We start from the raw sequence: 15,483 nt of genomic DNA on the forward strand, positions 1-15,483 counted from the left end.
CATGGCCGACGCGCCCCATATCATGATCGTCGAGGCCCGTTTCTACGACGACCTCGCGGACGAACTGGTGAAGGGCGCCGTCCAGGCGCTGGATGCCGTCGGCGCCACCTATGAGATCTTCCAGGTGCCCGGCGCCTATGAGATCCCGGCGGCCATCCAGTTTTCCGTCCGCTCCATGGATTTCTATTCCGGACGCCGCCGTTTCGATGGCTATGTGGCGCTGGGTTGCGTGATCCGGGGCGAGACGACGCATTATGACTATGTCTGCCAGGAAAGCGCGCGCGGCCTGTCCGATCTGGCCCTGCGCCACACGCTGGCCATCGGCAACGGCATCCTGACGACGGAGAATTTCGAGCAGGCCTGGGCCCGCGCCGCCGTCAACCAGAAGAACAAGGGCGGTTTCGCCGCCAATGCCTGCCTTCAGATGATCGAGCTGAAGAAGCAATTCCGTCTTTATTCCCGCTGAGTTCCAGGTTCACCATGCCCCCGCGCAAGAAGATCACCGCCCCGGCTGCTGCTCCCGAGGCCCCGCCCAAGATCAAGCCCACCGGGTCCGCCAAGGCTCGCCGTTCGTCCGCCCGTCTGGCGGCGGTTCAGGGGCTTTACCAGATCGATCTGGCGGGTGCGTCCAGCGAGACGGTGATCCATGAATTCGCGCGGCACCGCATCGGGCAGGAACAGGATGGCGAGGAGTTCGTGACCCCGGACCCGCAGCTGTTCGCCGACATTGTGCGCGGCGTGCAGGCGCGCCTGGCGGATGTCGATCAGCTGCTGGGCGGCCTGCTGGACCGGCAATGGTCGCTGGAGCGCATGGAGCTGTTGCTGCGCGCCATCCTGCGCGCTGGCGCCTGGGAGTTGCTGGCCAACAGCGCCGTGGCCCCGCATATCATCATCAACGACTATATCGACGTTGCCCATGCCTTCTTCGCCGGGCGGGAACCCGGCATGGTCAATGGCGTGCTGGACAAGCTTGCCCGGACGCTGCGGGCCGATGAGATGGCGGCCAAGGGCAAGGGCGGGGCAGGGGCGTCGTGACCAGCGGCAGGTCCAGCGGCCTGGGCGAATTCGGCCGGATCGAGCGTTTCTTCCGACCGCTGGCCGTGGGTGTTCCCGGGGCTTTCGACCTGACCGACGATGCTGCTGTGCTGGACGTGCCCTACGACCAGCAATTGGTGGTCACCACCGATGCCATGGTCGCGGGTGTGCATTTCCTGCCCCATGACGATCCGGCGGACCTGGCCCACAAGATACTGGCCGTCAACATGTCGGATCTGGCGGCCAAGGGTGCTGAGCCCCTGGCCTACAGTCTGGTGACGGCGTTGCCGCGCGCCCTGGGCGACGAATGGGTTGAAGCCTTCGCCCGGGGATTGGGCGTGGCGCAGAAGCAGTTCAAGGTCAACCTGCTGGGCGGAGACAGCGTCTCCACTGCGGGTCCGCTGTCGCTGACCATTACGGCGCTGGGACTGGTGCCACGCAACCGCATGATCCGACGCAAGGGAGCCAAGGTCGGTGACGGCGTTTTTGTCACCGGCCATATCGGCGACGCTGCCCTGGGCCTGCGTCTGGCCCAAGGCGGGCTGGTGGCGCCCGTGTCGGATGCTGACCGCGCCTATCTTCTGTCCCGCCTGCGGCGACCGACGCCAAGGTTGGATCTGGTGGCGTCGCTGCGTGTGTTCGCGACGGCTGCGCTGGACGTTTCCGACGGGTTGGTGGCCGATCTGCGGCATCTGGCGGAGGTCAGTAAGGTTCGTCTGCGTCTGGATGCCCAATCCGTCCCCTTGTCCGGGCCCGCGCTGCGCGTCCTGCTGGCGGCGCCCGACCTTCGCGGTCTGGTTCTGACCGGTGGCGACGATTATGAAGTGGCCTTCACCGCATCGGTGGAGAAAGCCGAGGATATCGCCGCGGCGGCGTCTACGGTTGGTGTGTCCGTCACCTGTATCGGCCGCGTGGTCGATGGGGAACCGGGACTGGATGTTATGGGCCTGGACGGCACGCAATCCGACCTGGGCCCCGGTGGCTGGCGCCATTTCTGAGGCCTGGCTTTTCTAAGGCGCCACTGGTGCTTTCAATTCCACGACATTGTCCTCAGGATCTGTCAGATAGATCGACGGACCTTCGCCATTGGCGCCGTAACGCAGGCCCGTGGCGCCGATACTGACGCCGTGGCCGGCAAGATGGGTTCTGATCTCTGCTTCGTCGAACCGATCGATTTCCAGGCAAAAATGGTCCATGTTGCGGCCTTCCGCCCCGGGGCCAGCACCACCGGCCTGACCCAGCTTACCGTCCAGCGTGACAAGGTCGATCAAGGTGCTGCCAGCCCGGAGTTGGTATAGCCCCAACTCCGCCTGCACCCGCTCCAGCGGGCATCCCAGCACGTCGCGATAAAAGGCCAGCATGCGGTCCAGATCGCGGATGCGCAGAACAACATGGTCAATGCCCAGCAGGCGGAACGGGGCGGACATCCGGTTTCTCCGAAAGTGAGGACGACCTTGGTATCTGCGACGCGGTGTCGCAGTCTGGGATATCATACACGCCCAGGGCGGTTTCCTGAGGAGCAAAGTGGCAGTCTATATCTTTGATAATAATAAGATTAACATAGATGTTAACCGGAAGTTAATTTGTCTCTCACCTTTATTGAAGAAAAGTTGATTGTTCATCGTTGCTACTTCGCGGATACAGGGTCAATGCGTCGAACAGCGATCCAACTGTAAAATAGAGATGGAAAGAGGCAAAATGATGCGGTTGGTGAATATTTCAACGTGGTTCCATAATACCGGAATTTCCAAGCGTCTGGGGCTGATCGTCCTGATTTCGGTTGCGGGTCTGGTGGCGTTTGCCGCCCTCACCAGCCAGCAGCAATATGCGCAATTGCAGGAACGGTACAGCGCCAGCGCACATTCGGCGGTTGAGGGCGCGACCGCTGTCGTAGCCTCGTATGTGGCGCAGGAGAAGGCCGGAACCCTGCCGCGCGACGAGGCACAGCGCCGGGCCCTGGAAGCGGTAAAGGCCATGCGCTTTGCCGGAGAGTATGTCTGGGTCAACGATACCGCCCACAAGATGGTCATGCACCCGATCAAGTCTGAACTTGACGGCAAGGACATGACGGATTTCAAGGACCCGGCCGGCACCTTCATGTTCCGTGACTTCGTGAAGGCGGCAACCAGCGCCGCGAAATCCGGTTACGTCCCCTATAAATGGCCAAAGCCGGGCTATGACCAGCCCGTTGACAAGATCTCGTTTGTCGCTCTTGTGCCCGACTGGAACTGGGTGGTTGGCTCCGGTGTTTATCTGGACGATGTTGGCCGCAAACATCGCGATCTGCTGATCATCCAGTTGGCCGCTGTCATTGTGTTGGGCGTCCTGTCGGTTGCGGCATCCATCGCCGTGGCCCGCACCTTGGCGCGGCCGCTGTCTACGCTGACCGCCGTCATGGATGATCTTGCCGATGGCAAGCTGGACGTGGATGTACCCGAAGCCACCGCAACCAATGAAATCGGCGCCATGGCCCGCGCCATCGCCGTCTTCCGCGACAATGCGCAGCGTGCCCATGGGCTGGAACTGGAAAAGCAGCAAGAGGAGCTGGCGAAGGAACGCCGGCGCCAGGCCTTGGAAGTGCTGACCCGCGACTTCAAGCTGGCCGTTGCCGGCAAACTGAAGACGGTGGCAGCCGCGGCGACCGAACTGGAGGCGACCTCCGGCGGCCTGCAGCAACAGGCGGAGATGACGGGAACGCGGTCCAATTCCGTGGCCGAGAATGCACAGGTCGCCCGCGATAATGCCCAGACCGTGGCAGCCGCGACGGAGGAACTGTCGGCCTCCAGCGCCGAGATCGGGCGTCAGGTGTCGATCACGGCCGACATTACGGCAGCAGCCGTTGAAAAAGCCCATAATGCGCGCCGGACTGTCGGTGAGTTGTCGGAGGTGGTTGCCAATGTACAGGGCGTTGTCGGCCTGATCGCCGATATTGCCAGCCAGACCAACCTGCTGGCGCTCAACGCCACGATCGAGGCGGCCCGCGCCGGGGAAGCCGGCAAGGGCTTTGCCATCGTGGCTGGCGAGGTGAAGAATCTGGCCGGACAGACTGCCCGCGCAACGGAGGATATCGGCAATCAGGCGCGCGCTGTACAGGTTGCGGCTGAAGACGCGGCAGCGATGATGGGGGCCATTGCCGACATCATCGACAGCATCGGTCAGAATTCCGGCACCATCGCCAGTGCTGTCAGCCAGCAAGGTGCCGCGACGGCGGAGATCAGCCGCAATGTCCATGAGGCTGCGATGCGCACGGGCGAAGTGTCCGAGAGTATCGTGGCCGTGCGGGAAGGCGCGCAGTTCACCATGGCGGCGTCGACGCAGTTGCACGGGGCCGCAGGTGAATTGTCCGAACAGGCGGAACAACTGCGTCGGGAGGTGGAGGAGTTCCTGGCGGCCATGGACCGGGCCGGTGACCGGCGCGCCGTTGAACGCCGCAGCGTCGACCTGCCCGTGACCATCATCGCGCCTGCCAGCCGCCACCATGCCGCCATCCAGGCACCCGGCCGCACAGCCGATCTGTCCACGGCCGGCGCAGCCATCCGTGTCACGCTGGACATACAGCCCGGGGAGCAGCTGGAGGTCCATGGCCTGTGCCGGAATGCGCCGCTGACCGCACGAGTCATCAGCAACGCCGACGGACTGCTGCGCGTGCAGTTCCGTCTGGACGAGGCGACGGAGCAGCGGATCGTCACGATCCTTGAAGCGGCCTGATCAGCCTTGTCGGTTTTGGCCGGTACCTGTGCCTAAAGCACCAGGTACCGGCAGTCCGTCTCGTCCAGCGGGCGGGCGCTGATCATGCCATCGCCGGCTGCCAGACTGGCCGCCGCGGGTGACGGATCGAAAACCCGCAGCATGCCGATAATCTGTGTCGGCTCCCTGCTGTCGGCCACGGCGGCCGGGAGCAGCAGCCGGAGAGATGACCGCCATTCCCGGCCCTGCGGCGCCAGATAGGCCCGATAGAACACAGGCATGCCGCTATCAATGCAGCGGTGGAACAGGGCCGATCGGCTGGGCAGGAAGTGCGTGGGTGCCATCTGGTCCAAAAATCGTCCGGTACTGTCGGCACCGAAAATGTCGCGCATCTTCGTTCCGGCCAATCGGCATCGGAAGCGATCTTCCACATGTTCATAGACGAACATGAAGGGCAGGGCGGGCCGGGGAAAGGAGCATGGATCCAGTTGCGGCCGCGTCGGCACGGCCCCGCCATTATCTTGTCTGGCACGCCACCACAGGGACAGCAGAATGCGCATGGCGCGGTCTGCCTTCAGGATTTCCAGATCTTCCTGCACATTGTCGAATATTCCGGCAATCATCGAATTCCTCCCCGATGCCAGAATGCGCATTGTCGAGCACTTGGTAAACAGCCGATGAAGCGTTCCAGATCGGCAAGCGAACAGGACAGGCCAGACTTGCGACAAGCGCTGTGTTCGGCCACCCTGTCAATGATGGCCGGGGGCAATCCCGGTCGGGCCTGAGCCCATCCCTTGCAGGGAAGGCCCGGCCGGCAAGGGGGAGTGGAGATGAAGGGTCCGCGCAAAATTGTCGCCAGTCTGTTCCTGTTCACGGTACTGGCTGCATTGCCGGGATGCCTGACCCCGAATTGGGCCAAACCGATCAATCCATGGAAGGATGATGTCGTCGATCGAGGCAAGGCAGCGTTGGCGGCCAAGGATTACGTCATGGCCCAGCAGTTTTACGCCGAGATCGTCGCCGATCAGCCTGACAATATGCTGGCCCATTATCAGTTGGGCCAGATCTACCAGGAACTTGGCCGCTACGAAGAGGCGCTGCGCCTTTATCGGGTCGTTTATGTTTCCGGGAACGAGGATCCGGCCCCATTGCCGAACGGTGAACTGGAGGGGGAGCCGCTGTTTCGTGCGGCCGAACGTAACATCCGTCTGCTGCGTGCGCGCCTGGGCATCAATGACGGGCGGCCGGACCCGATGAAGCAGCAATAGAAGGTCCTGGCAGGGGCGAGCGCTGGATATCCGCTTATTCGGCGGCGATGGCCGTGCCATTCACCATGGCTGCGTTGCTGCTGCCTACCATGTCGCGGATGGTCGTAAAACAACGACCGCATTGTGGTGTCTTTCCACAAGCTTTGAAGACGCCAGCCACGCTCCGCGCGCCATCATCGACGGTGCGCCGTACGGATTTGCAGTTGATTGCATTGCAGACGCATACATACATGGTCGGACGAACCCGGGCCTTGTGTGAGACAGTCTGTTCCTTTCAGGAACGGTATGAACGTACTGCAAATCATTCGCATGCGCTAGATGATTTTGCGAATTGGTAGCAGTACCATCTTGAAGGCATTGGAGAAATAATAATTTCCATAACATTCCTTATCAATCCAACGGCTGTAGGCGGGGTGGGTTCTATTTTGAAGTGCGACATTCCTTTAATATCATATGGTTATCTATGGGGGTGGCCATGGGGGAATGTTATTCGCACCTGAGTTTGGCGGAACGGCGGGTGATTGACGAGATGCTGCAGGCATCGATGCCGGTCTGCAAGATTGCGGCGCGGCTTGGCCGACATCGCGGGACGATCCATCGTGAGATCAACCGGAATTTCTATCACACGAGTTTCCGGGACCGGTTCGGGAACGACTACCGGGGCTATTACTGCATGACGGCGAACGCGCGGGCCAAACGGCGGCGGCGTGGCCGGGTAAAGCTGCTTCGGCATCCGGCTCTTCTGGCACATGTGCTGGCAAAACTGCATTCGGGCTGGTCGCCACAGCAGGTTTCCGGCCGTCTGAAGGTTGATCCGCAGCCGATGGGACGGATATCGCACGAGAGCATCTATCGCTTCGTCTACAGCGCGGAGGGTCGGGAGGCAAAGCTCTATGCCTTGCTGGCTGTCGCCCGACGGCATCGCCGCCGGCGGGCCGGCCGCAAGCCGCGCAGTCCGGTGATCCCGGCAGAGCGGTGGATTGAAGCCCGCCCGTCCGAGATCGGTGAACGCAGCCAGTTCGGCCATTGGGAGGCGGATCTGGTGATCTTTGCCCGCAAGCATGGCAAAAGCAACGTCACCTCGCTGCAGGAGCGGCAAACCCGCTATCTGCTGCTGCTGAGCAATGAAGATCGGCGTTCCGCGGGTGTCATGTCCCGGATCACCGACGCTCTGGCCCCCCTGCCCGCTTCCGCCCGGCGCAGCATCACTTTCGACCGGGGCACCGAGTTTGTGGGTGCCTGGCGGTCATTGCCCATGCCAAGCTGGTTCTGCGATCCGCACAGTCCCTGGCAAAAGGGCGGCATTGAGAATGCCAACGGACGGGTGCGACGCCGTTTGCCGCTCGACAGTCCGGTCAAGGATCGATCGGTGGGTTCTATTTTGAAGTGCGACTTTCCTTTAATATCAGATGGTTGGGCTGGTTCTGCCGGGAATATGCCTGCGCATCTGAGCGTCAGGGTTCATTGTCGGTCCTGGCCTGAACAACCGCCTTTTGCCTAATCGGTCGCGGTGGTTGTTGGTGCAGGAACGGATTTGAGACCATATTGTTCCATAGACATATCATTGGAACATGTGGGGGCCAGATGCCAAACACCGTCATGCCGCGCGTGCCGCTTGATCAGATGGGCCCATCTATCGCCGCCGCCTATCACCGCTGCGTTGAAAAGACGGGCGACGGCACCATCATCGAGGTGATGGCCCATCAGCCTGACATCATGAATTGGTATTTTGATGGGTTCTACGGTGGGGTCTTCTATAACCAGTTGCCGGGCATGAGAGTGGATGTGCGCAGCAAGGAGTTGCTGCGCCTGAAGCTGTCCAAGCAGCATGGCTGCCAGCTGTGTAACCGGAACAACCGTCTGGCGGCGCTGGCGGTGGGCATTTCCGACGAGATGATCGACGTTATCCATGTCCCCTCCTCTCCGCTCTGGACGGACAAGGATGCTGCTGTGATCGCGCTGGCGGAGGAGATGGCGCTGCAGAACATGGAGGGGCACCTGTCGGCGGATCTGTATGCCCGCCTGCGGGCCCATTATGATGATGGTCAGATCATGGAGCTAGGCTTTGTGGCCGCCATTCTGACCGGCATCGCCAAGATGATCTTCACCTTCGACATTGTCGATCGGGAAGAAACCTGCCCCATCGGCCGGCCTGTCCAGAAGTGACAAAAGGGGCCTGCCCTGATCATGCGACGCCTGCGGCCCCCGTGCCACTCGCATTTTATCCGACTGTCGGTCAGATTGTCCGCGAACGGACGGCCGCAGGCGACCGCAACCCGGGATCGGCCCTTATTCCTTCCCTGAATCCCCGCGGCTGGGATACCGTACGGGACGGACCTGTCCCCCGGTGCCGGAGCATTCCCTTTCGTGAGCAAGCCGACCATCCATGATGTCGCCCGTTTGGCCGGCGTCTCCATTAAGACTGTATCGCGAGTCCTGAACGGTGAACCCAAGGCCAGCCCGGCCACCCGCGAGCGGGTGAAGGCAGCGGTTCTCCAGCTCAATTATTCCCCCAACCTGTCGGCGCGCAGCCTGTCGGCCGCCCGCAATTTCATGATCGCCTTCGTTTTCGGAACCTATCCGGACAATACGGCACAGTTGCTTATCCACGAGTATATTGCGGGCTTGCAGGTCGGCGCCGTGACCGCGGCGCGGGCGGCGGGTTTTCATCTGCTGATGGAGCCGTTGGATCTGACCTCGCCTGGATTCTCCGAACGGGCGGCGCAGTTGATCGCCATGCCCGCCGTTGATGGCTTCATCATCATGCCCGGTCTGGCCGATGATCCACGTCTGCTGGCGGTGCTGGAAAATCGACCCGGCCTTTATGTGCGGGTCAGCCCTGGGGTGGAGGTTCCTACCCTGCCCGCCATGGTCCGTATTGATGATTATCAGGCGGCACGCGACATGGCGCGTTATCTGCTGGGTCTGGGGCATCGCCGCATCGGCTTTGTGGCCGGTCGCCGCGGTTTCGGGTCGGCTGAACTGCGCCAACAGGCCTTTCAGGATGAGACGGAAAAGCTGGGCTGTTACGACCCGTCGCTGATCGTTGATGGCGATTATACGATGGAGTCCGGACAGGCAGCCGGAGAAAGGCTGTTGTCATCACCCCATCGCCCGACCGCCATCTTTGCCGCCAATGACAGCATGGCGCTGGGCGTGCTGGCCCAGGCGCATCGGCGGGGCCTGAGGGTGCCCGATGATCTGTCGGTGGCCGGCATCGATGATGTCCGGATGGCATCCAGTGTCTGGCCCAGCCTGACCACGATCCGGCAGCCGATCATGGAGATGGGGGCCGCAGCGGCCAACCATATCATCGCCAGCACTCGCAATGGCGCCCGTCCGGCGGCCCTGCCCTACTTCGCCCATGAGTTGGTGGTGCGGGAATCGACGGCGCCCCCCGCGCGCGCGTGAGGCACGGCTCTCTCTTTCAGATCGTACCATCGGTCATAATTCATGACCGATGGTACGGCGGCGACTGCCGACGCACCGCGCGTGCGGCGTAGCCAAGCCTGAGGCTGTAGGCGCCGCTGGTATCAGAGAAACGCAGCCGGCATTCCGACATCACCCGCCAACCCCGATCATGATCAATCCCGCGTCCGTCATCGGTGCTGGCGGTCAAAGAACCGGAATGGCCAAGGCTTCGGCTTCGGCGCGACAGCGGTCTGCATCCGGGGCCGGTCGTTTGGTCAGGGTTGCCAGTTCCTTCTTCGCGGCGGCCAGATCGGCCTGGAAGGCCGGTGAAGTACGCATACGGGTGGCCGACAGGGTGCCCGACAGACGTCCCGCCTCCACCGCACTGGCATTATGCACGCCACAGACGATGCGGCTTTCACCAAAGCTGCGGCCCCGCGCCAGGATGGGGGTGGCCTGTCCGGGCAGCAGTTCGGCCAGGATCTGTGCCCAGACCCATCCCCGTGTGGTGTGACCGGACGGATAATCGTAACTGTCCTCCACATGGGCCCGCTGCTCACAGATATTGCCGGCGTCGTAATGAAAGGGGCGTCGGCGTTCGTACCGGTTCTTGACGCCCCGGTTCGCCGCGGACGCATCGCGGGCCGCCGTCGTCAACAGCCGCGTCGTTACGGGGATCATCTGCGGGGTCATTTCAATACCGGCCGCACAACTGAACCCGCGCAGCATCTCCGCTTCCGTCTCCCCGATATCGGCGACGGCCTGGGTCCAGCGTGGCGTCGCTTCCAGGGTGCGCGTGGCACGGAAAATGGCGCGGTCGGCCTCTGCCCGGGCGTCCCCCACCTTTGGCGCCGGCGGCAGGATGGCCACCAGGTCGATATCGCCCTCCATCAGATAGGACGGGGCCTGGGCGGCCACCGGCTCCTTGGCCCCCGCAGGCGCTATGCCGGCCAGCAGAACGCCGGCGACCGAAACAGCCAGAACCCGCAATCTCATCGTCATTCCCAACCGCCACGGCATTCCGTCCAAGCCGGCGACGATAGCATGACGATAAAGGGAATCCAGCCATCCGTCGGCGGACGCTCAACTTCCGGCGCCAACCTCCATATGGCGCAGGACGAAACGCTGGATCTTGCCCGTCTGTGTCTTGGGCAGGCTTTCCAGAAAGGTAATGGCGCGGGGATATTTGTAGGGGGCGATGCGTGCCTTCACGAAATCCTGCAGCTCCCTGGTCAGTTCCGGACCAGGGGCGGCATCGGGCAGGACTACCACGAAGGCCTTCACCATATTGCCGCGTTCGGCGTCTGGCACACCGATGACGGCACATTCGGCCACGGCCGGATGGGCAAGAAGCGCCTGCTCCACCTCCGGACCCGCAATATTGTAGCCGGAGGAAATGATCATGTCGTCGGCCCGCGCCACAAACCAGTAATAGCCATCATCGTCGCGGCGATAGGTGTCGCCCGTAACGTTCCAGCCCTTGATGACATAGTTCCTTTGCCGGTCGTCGGCCAGATAGCGGCAGCCGGTCGGACCGCGCACGGCCAGCCGGCCGATCCCCGGCCCGTCAATCTCTCGTCCCTCCCCGTCCAACAGGGTGGCGTGATAGCCGGGAACGGCGCGACCGGTGGCGCCGACGCGAATATCGGGGCCGGCGGCGGAGATGAAGATATGGATCATCTCCGTCGCCCCGATGCCATCAATGATGCGCAATCCCGTGGCCGCGAACCAGGCGTCGGACGTCGCGACGGGCAGCACCTCCCCCGCCGACACACAGGTACGCACAGAGCCGATGTCGAAGCTGCCCAGCTGGCCCAGCATGGCCCGGTAGCCGGTTGGCGATGTGAACACCATGGTGGCTCGGTGGCGCTGGATGGCGGCGATCAGGCTGGGCGGCGTCGACTGGTCCGGCAGGGCCGTGGCCGCCCGGAAGCGTAGGGCAAAGGCCAGCACCGCGCCCAGGCCGAAGGTGAAGGCGATGGGGGGCGTCCCGATCAGGATGTCATCGGGACGGGGGGCCAGCAGATGCCGGGCGAACCCGTCGCACATCACCATGACGTCGCGGTGGAAATGGGCGCAGGCCTTGGGCTGGCCCGTCGTGCCGGAGGTGAAGGCCAGCAGGCAGACATCGTCCTGGGACGTGGCGACGGCGGGAAAGCGGCCGCCATGGTCAGCCATGCGCTGCTCCAGTTCCGCGTCATCCCGGCCGAAGCCCAGGACATGGCGCAGTCCCGTCCGCCCGATCCGCGCCGTCTCCAACTCTTCCAGAAGGCCGATATCGCACAGCGCGATGCCAATGGCGGCCTTCTCCAGCACCTGCCCCAATTCGAAGGCGCGCAGCAGTGGCATAGTGGCGACGGCGACCAGTCCCGCTTTTACCACGGCCAGCCAGCAGGCCAGCATCATCGGACTGTTGGGACCGCGCAGCAGCACGCGGTTTCCCGGCACCGCGCCCAGGTCTGCCGTCAGGACCTGGGCGATGCGATCCACCCGATCGGACAGGTCGGCATAGGTCCAGACCTGGGCGCCGCACAGGATGGCGGGGCGGTCGCCATGACCCTCTGAAAGTGCCTTGTCCAGCAACTCCACCGCACAGTTCAACTGGTCCGGATAATGATATAGAGACCGGTCGAAAATCAGTTCCGGCCACTCATCGGGGGGCGGAAGATTGTCGCGGGTGAAGCTGTCCACATGGGCAGATGGCAGAAGCGTCATGGACATTGGATCCCTTCCCTTCCTGAATTCATCTTCCCCCGCAGTGGGGACCTTATGGCTGACCAATCACCCTCAGAACGGCACGCACGGGTGACGCGTCGGCGGTGGCAAGCCGCAGGGGCAGTGCAATCAGTTCGAAAACCCCTTCCGGTACAGGGTCCAGCACCAGCCCTTCCAGGATGGCCATGCCATGCCGGCGGACGGCCATATGGGCATCCATGGTCTTGCTGGTCTGCGGGTCCAGGGACGGGGCGTCCACCCCGATCAGCCTGACGCCGGCGGCGGCCAGCCCATCGATCGTGGCGGCTGCCAGCGCTGTGAAGCCGCTGTCCCAGGCCGCATGCGGGAATTGTTCATAGGTACGCAGCAGCAGCCGCACCGTCCCCGCCGGCACACGGGGCAGCAGATGCGCCGGTTCAATCACCGCCAGTCCCGGTGGCATGTGCAGGACAAGGGCCGGTCCCAGATAGGGGGTAAGGTCGACATCACCGATGGCAGCCCCGCCGGCATCATAATGCAGCGGCGCATCGGCATGGGTGCCGGTATGGGTGGACAGGGTCAGGCGGCTGACATTGACGGGACATTCCGGGCCGATGGCCCAGTTCCGCGTTTCGGCATAGTCAGTGTCGCCCGGCCAGACCGGGATGCCCGCCCGTACGGGCTGGGTGATGTCGTAGATCTGTCTCACAGCGAGGTCCTGAGGCTCAGCAGTTCGGGGAAGAAGCTGATTTCCAGGGCCTTCACCAGATATTTCACGCCACTGGTCCCGCCGGTGCCGCTGCGATAGCCGATGATGCGTTCCACCGTCTTCATGTGGTTGAAGCGCCATTGCTGGAACCGCATTTCCAGATCAACCAGCTTTTCCGCCAGTTCATACAGTTCCCAATGCCGGCCCGTGTCGCGATAGACGGCGCGCCAGGCCGCTTCCACATCCGGGTGCGACTGATAGGGCTGGCTGAAATCGCGGTCCAGATGGTCGGCCGGGATGACGAAGCCCTTGCGCGCCAGGAGGCGCAGGCTTTCATCATACAGCGACGGTTCGGCCAGCGCCTGGGTCAGGGTGGCAAAGGCAGGCGGGTCGGCACGATGCACCTGGATCGTGGCCGCGTTCTTGTTGCCCATCATGAATTCCAGCAGACGGTACTGCCAGGACTGGAACCCGCTGGACTGGCCCAGATGGGGGCGGATGCGCGCATAATCGGCCGGCGTCATGGTGGTCAGCACGTCCCAGCTCTGGATCATCTGCCGCTGCACCTGGGCGACCCGGGCGATCATCTTGAAGGCGGGGCCCAGTTCGTCCTTGCGGATCTGGTCACGCGCCGCCCGCAATTCGTGAATGCAGAGCATCATCCACAGCTCGCTGGCCTGATGGATGATGATGAACAGCAGCTCGTCATGTTCGGGCGACAGCGGGTGCTGTGCGGACAGCAGCTGTTCCAGGCCCAGATAGCGGCCATAGGAGATGTCGGGGCTGGCGTGGAACGTGTCGCCCGTCGGCATGGTGCCCTGCTGGTTCATCTTCCCCTCTCCCATCACGTCACCGCCGCGCGTGTCTGAAACCGCTCCTGGCGGTACTCTTCCGTGTTCATGATATCGGCCAGGTGGGAAACGGCGTCCCACAGGTCGGCATAACCGACATAAAGCGGTGTGAAGCCGAAGCGCAGCGCGTCGGGCGCCCGGAAGTCGCCGATCACGCCGCGGGCGATCAGTGCCTGCATGATGGCGTAGCCATCGGGGTGGGAAAGGCTGACATGGCTGCCGCGCTGGCGGGCATCACGCGGGCTGACCAGGTCAAAGCCGGCATCCCCGCACATCTGTTCCACCAGCGTGATGAAGATGTCGCCCATCTTCTGCGACTTCGCCCGGATTTCCTGCATGTCCGCCCGCGTCAGGATCGACAACCCTTCCGCCAGCGCGGTCATCCCCAGGATGGACGGGGTACCGCACAGATGCCGGCGGATGCCGACGGCCGGCTGATAGGCATCCACGAAATCAAAGGGGGCGGCGTGGCCCATCCAGCCGGACAGCGGCTGCACGGCCTGATCCTGATGCCGTCGCGCGACGAACAGGAAGGCGGGCGCCCCGGGTCCGCCGTTCAGGTATTTGTATCCGCAGCCGACGGCGAAATCGGCCCCGGCCCCGTTCAGATCGACGTCCAGGGCGCCGGCACTGTGCGACAGGTCCCATAGGGCCAGGGCGCCGGCCGCATGGGCGCGAGCGGTCAGCGCCGCCATGTCATGCATGGCACCCGTCTTATAATGCACCTGGGTCAACATCAGCAGGGCCACGTCCGGCCCCAGGGCGTCGGCGATCCGCTCCCGCTCCACGACCCGCAGTTCCACGGCACCACCCAGCAGGGCCGACAGGCCCTGCACCATATAAAGGTCGGTGGGGAAGTTTCCCGGTTCGGACAGGATCACCCGACGTCCGGGGCGCATGCGCACCGCGGCGGCGGCCAGTTTGAAGATATTGACCGACGTGCTGTCGGCCACCACCACTTCGTCGCCATGGGCACCGATCAGACCGGATATCTGCGCTCCCAGCTGCTGCGGCAGGTCAATCCAGCCGGCGTCGTTCCAGGACCGGATCAGGCCCTGTCCCCATTCCTGCTCCACGGCATGGGCAAGGCGCCCTCTGGTGGCCTTGGGCAGTGCCCCCAGGGAGTTGCCGTCCAGATAGATCACCCCGGATGGCAGGTCGAATTCATCGCGGAAGGGGGCCAGCTTGTCGTCCCGGTCCAGGGTCTCCAGCATGGCGCGGCTGATGCTCATGGTCACTTCCTCCTGACCGGGCGATGATATCAGGGGACGGGGCGAACATTGTTGAGAAGTCTCTTGTTCAATCGGCGGAAGTAGGAACATTATTCTTTATATTGTCCGAAACTAGGAACGATAAAATGGACCGCACCGATCAGCGCCTGCTTGCCCATGTCGAACGAAACGGCCGTGCCTCCTTCGCCGAAATCGCGGAGGCGGTGGGCATGTCGAAGACCGCCTGCTGGAACAGATTGCAGGCGCTGGAAAAGGCCGGGATGGTCCGCGACTACCGCGCCCAACTGGACCGGGAAAAGCTGGGACTTTCGATTCTGGCCTTTGTTTCCGTGACGATAGACCTGGGACGGCATGATGATTTCGAACGTGCTGTGGCCAGCGTTCCGGCTGTACTGGACTGTCATACGACGGCAGGTGAGTTCGACTACATGCTGCGTGTGGTGGCCCGCGACGTCGCGGCGCTGGACGAGCTGCTGCGCACGGCGCTGGGGCGCTTGCCCGGTGTCCGTTCCTTCTCCACCCGCATCTGCCTGAAGACCGTGATGGAACAACGTCCCTTGATGGACGCAGTATGAGGAACGGTATCCGCCATTGAC

The 15,483-nt window shown here is 63.1% G+C and carries 16 protein-coding genes and 1 pseudogene; 9 read left to right on the forward strand and 8 right to left on the reverse strand.

Annotated elements, in window-relative coordinates; genetic code table 11:
* Position 1 precedes the first annotated feature (1 nt).
* From ACODTW_RS21045 to thiL, 3 genes are read left to right on the forward strand one after another with little or no spacing between them, the layout of a single operon-like run.
* Entirely contained in the window at positions 2 to 466 is a 465-nt protein-coding gene (locus ACODTW_RS21045) for a 6,7-dimethyl-8-ribityllumazine synthase (protein ID WP_488948045.1), read from the forward strand.
* Between the two features lie 14 nt (positions 467 to 480).
* Positions 481 to 1,035 carry a transcription antitermination factor NusB gene (gene nusB, locus ACODTW_RS21050; protein ID WP_488948046.1) on the forward strand — a complete coding sequence of 185 codons (555 nt, stop codon included), beginning with the start codon at positions 481 to 483 and terminating at the stop codon, positions 1,033 to 1,035.
* Positions 1,032 to 2,033 carry a thiamine-phosphate kinase gene (gene thiL / locus ACODTW_RS21055; protein ID WP_488948047.1) on the forward strand — a complete coding sequence of 334 codons (1,002 nt, stop codon included), beginning with the start codon at positions 1,032 to 1,034 and terminating at the stop codon, positions 2,031 to 2,033. The genes nusB and thiL overlap by 4 nt, the downstream gene beginning before the upstream one ends.
* A gap of 12 nt (positions 2,034 to 2,045) precedes the next feature.
* Here thiL and ACODTW_RS21060 read toward each other — a convergent pair whose 3' ends face one another.
* Entirely contained in the window at positions 2,046 to 2,462 is a 417-nt protein-coding gene (locus tag ACODTW_RS21060) for a VOC family protein (protein ID WP_488948048.1), read from the reverse strand.
* A 283-nt stretch (positions 2,463 to 2,745) separates the two neighbouring features.
* Between ACODTW_RS21060 and ACODTW_RS21065 the strand changes: the two genes are divergently transcribed.
* On the forward strand, positions 2,746 to 4,743 hold the full coding sequence (locus ACODTW_RS21065; RefSeq protein ID WP_488948049.1) for a cache domain-containing protein: 1,998 nt from the start codon (positions 2,746 to 2,748) through the stop codon (positions 4,741 to 4,743).
* A gap of 32 nt (positions 4,744 to 4,775) precedes the next feature.
* Here the strand turns inward: ACODTW_RS21065 and ACODTW_RS21070 are convergent, their stop codons facing one another.
* A complete protein-coding gene (locus ACODTW_RS21070; protein WP_488948050.1) occupies positions 4,776 to 5,345 on the reverse strand; it encodes a PAS domain-containing protein in 570 nt (189 codons plus the stop codon).
* Positions 5,346 to 5,552: 207 nt separating this feature from the next.
* Between ACODTW_RS21070 and ACODTW_RS21075 the strand changes: the two genes are divergently transcribed.
* Complete coding sequence (locus ACODTW_RS21075; RefSeq protein WP_488948051.1) at positions 5,553 to 5,990, forward strand: tetratricopeptide repeat protein; 438 nt, start codon at positions 5,553 to 5,555, stop codon at positions 5,988 to 5,990.
* A 34-nt stretch (positions 5,991 to 6,024) separates the two neighbouring features.
* Here the strand turns inward: ACODTW_RS21075 and ACODTW_RS21080 are convergent, their stop codons facing one another.
* Positions 6,025 to 6,222, reverse strand: a complete 198-nt coding sequence (locus tag ACODTW_RS21080) for a (2Fe-2S)-binding protein (protein WP_488948052.1) — start codon at positions 6,220 to 6,222, stop codon at positions 6,025 to 6,027.
* 243 nt (positions 6,223 to 6,465) lie between these two features.
* On the opposite strand from ACODTW_RS21080, the pseudogene ACODTW_RS21085 reads away from it, so the two are divergent.
* The 3 genes and pseudogenes from ACODTW_RS21085 to ACODTW_RS21095 all read left to right on the forward strand — a co-directional run.
* Positions 6,466 to 7,374 (forward strand): annotated as a pseudogene (locus ACODTW_RS21085) (IS30 family transposase); the annotation flags it as partial.
* A 200-nt stretch (positions 7,375 to 7,574) separates the two neighbouring features.
* On the forward strand, positions 7,575 to 8,156 hold the full coding sequence (locus tag ACODTW_RS21090; protein ID WP_488948053.1) for a carboxymuconolactone decarboxylase family protein: 582 nt from the start codon (positions 7,575 to 7,577) through the stop codon (positions 8,154 to 8,156).
* 201 nt (positions 8,157 to 8,357) lie between these two features.
* The gene (locus ACODTW_RS21095) at positions 8,358 to 9,401 is read left to right on the forward strand and encodes a LacI family DNA-binding transcriptional regulator (RefSeq protein WP_488948054.1); all 1,044 of its coding nucleotides are present in this window, start codon (positions 8,358 to 8,360) and stop codon (positions 9,399 to 9,401) included.
* Between the two features lie 204 nt (positions 9,402 to 9,605).
* Here ACODTW_RS21095 and ACODTW_RS21100 read toward each other — a convergent pair whose 3' ends face one another.
* The 5 genes from ACODTW_RS21100 to kynU all read right to left on the reverse strand — a co-directional run bounded on the left by ACODTW_RS21100 (position 9,606) and on the right by kynU (position 14,887).
* Positions 9,606 to 10,397, reverse strand: coding sequence for an acid phosphatase (locus tag ACODTW_RS21100; protein ID WP_488948055.1), 792 nt, complete (start codon positions 10,395 to 10,397; stop codon positions 9,606 to 9,608).
* An 87-nt stretch (positions 10,398 to 10,484) separates the two neighbouring features.
* Positions 10,485 to 12,122: an AMP-binding protein gene (locus tag ACODTW_RS21105; protein ID WP_488948056.1), complete on the reverse strand. Its 1,638-nt coding sequence runs from the start codon at positions 12,120 to 12,122 to the stop codon at positions 10,485 to 10,487.
* 46 nt (positions 12,123 to 12,168) lie between these two features.
* A complete protein-coding gene (gene kynB, locus ACODTW_RS21110; protein ID WP_488948057.1) occupies positions 12,169 to 12,804 on the reverse strand; it encodes an arylformamidase in 636 nt (211 codons plus the stop codon).
* Positions 12,801 to 13,634 (reverse strand): tryptophan 2,3-dioxygenase, encoded by an 834-nt coding sequence (kynA, locus tag ACODTW_RS21115; protein WP_488948058.1) that lies wholly within the window; start codon positions 13,632 to 13,634, stop codon positions 12,801 to 12,803. Before kynA ends, kynB begins: the two co-directional genes overlap by 4 nt.
* 14 nt (positions 13,635 to 13,648) lie before the next feature.
* Positions 13,649 to 14,887 carry a kynureninase gene (kynU, locus tag ACODTW_RS21120; protein WP_488948059.1) on the reverse strand — a complete coding sequence of 413 codons (1,239 nt, stop codon included), beginning with the start codon at positions 14,885 to 14,887 and terminating at the stop codon, positions 13,649 to 13,651.
* 125 nt (positions 14,888 to 15,012) lie between these two features.
* Here kynU and ACODTW_RS21125 point away from each other — a divergent pair, with 125 nt between their 5' ends.
* Positions 15,013 to 15,462 (forward strand): Lrp/AsnC family transcriptional regulator, encoded by a 450-nt coding sequence (locus ACODTW_RS21125; RefSeq protein ID WP_488948060.1) that lies wholly within the window; start codon positions 15,013 to 15,015, stop codon positions 15,460 to 15,462.
* Positions 15,463 to 15,483 lie beyond the last annotated feature (21 nt).

Source organism: Niveispirillum sp. FG148 (assembly GCF_057809655.1).

Coding starts and splice junctions, on each gene's coding strand:
- ACODTW_RS21060 (WP_488948048.1), bottom strand. CDS start 2,462: ATGTCCGCCCCGTTCCGCCTGCTGGGCATTGACCATGTTGTTCTGCGC.
- ACODTW_RS21070 (WP_488948050.1), bottom strand. CDS start 5,345: ATGATTGCCGGAATATTCGACAATGTGCAGGAAGATCTGGAAATCCTG.
- ACODTW_RS21125 (WP_488948060.1), top strand. CDS start 15,013: ATGGACCGCACCGATCAGCGCCTGCTTGCCCATGTCGAACGAAACGGC.
- kynA (WP_488948058.1), bottom strand. CDS start 13,634: ATGAACCAGCAGGGCACCATGCCGACGGGCGACACGTTCCACGCCAGC.
- ACODTW_RS21045 (WP_488948045.1), top strand. CDS start 2: ATGGCCGACGCGCCCCATATCATGATCGTCGAGGCCCGTTTCTACGAC.
- ACODTW_RS21090 (WP_488948053.1), top strand. CDS start 7,575: ATGCCAAACACCGTCATGCCGCGCGTGCCGCTTGATCAGATGGGCCCA.
- ACODTW_RS21100 (WP_488948055.1), bottom strand. CDS start 10,397: ATGAGATTGCGGGTTCTGGCTGTTTCGGTCGCCGGCGTTCTGCTGGCC.
- ACODTW_RS21080 (WP_488948052.1), bottom strand. CDS start 6,222: ATGTATGTATGCGTCTGCAATGCAATCAACTGCAAATCCGTACGGCGC.
- ACODTW_RS21075 (WP_488948051.1), top strand. CDS start 5,553: ATGAAGGGTCCGCGCAAAATTGTCGCCAGTCTGTTCCTGTTCACGGTA.
- ACODTW_RS21105 (WP_488948056.1), bottom strand. CDS start 12,122: ATGTCCATGACGCTTCTGCCATCTGCCCATGTGGACAGCTTCACCCGC.
- kynU (WP_488948059.1), bottom strand. CDS start 14,887: ATGAGCATCAGCCGCGCCATGCTGGAGACCCTGGACCGGGACGACAAG.
- nusB (WP_488948046.1), top strand. CDS start 481: ATGCCCCCGCGCAAGAAGATCACCGCCCCGGCTGCTGCTCCCGAGGCC.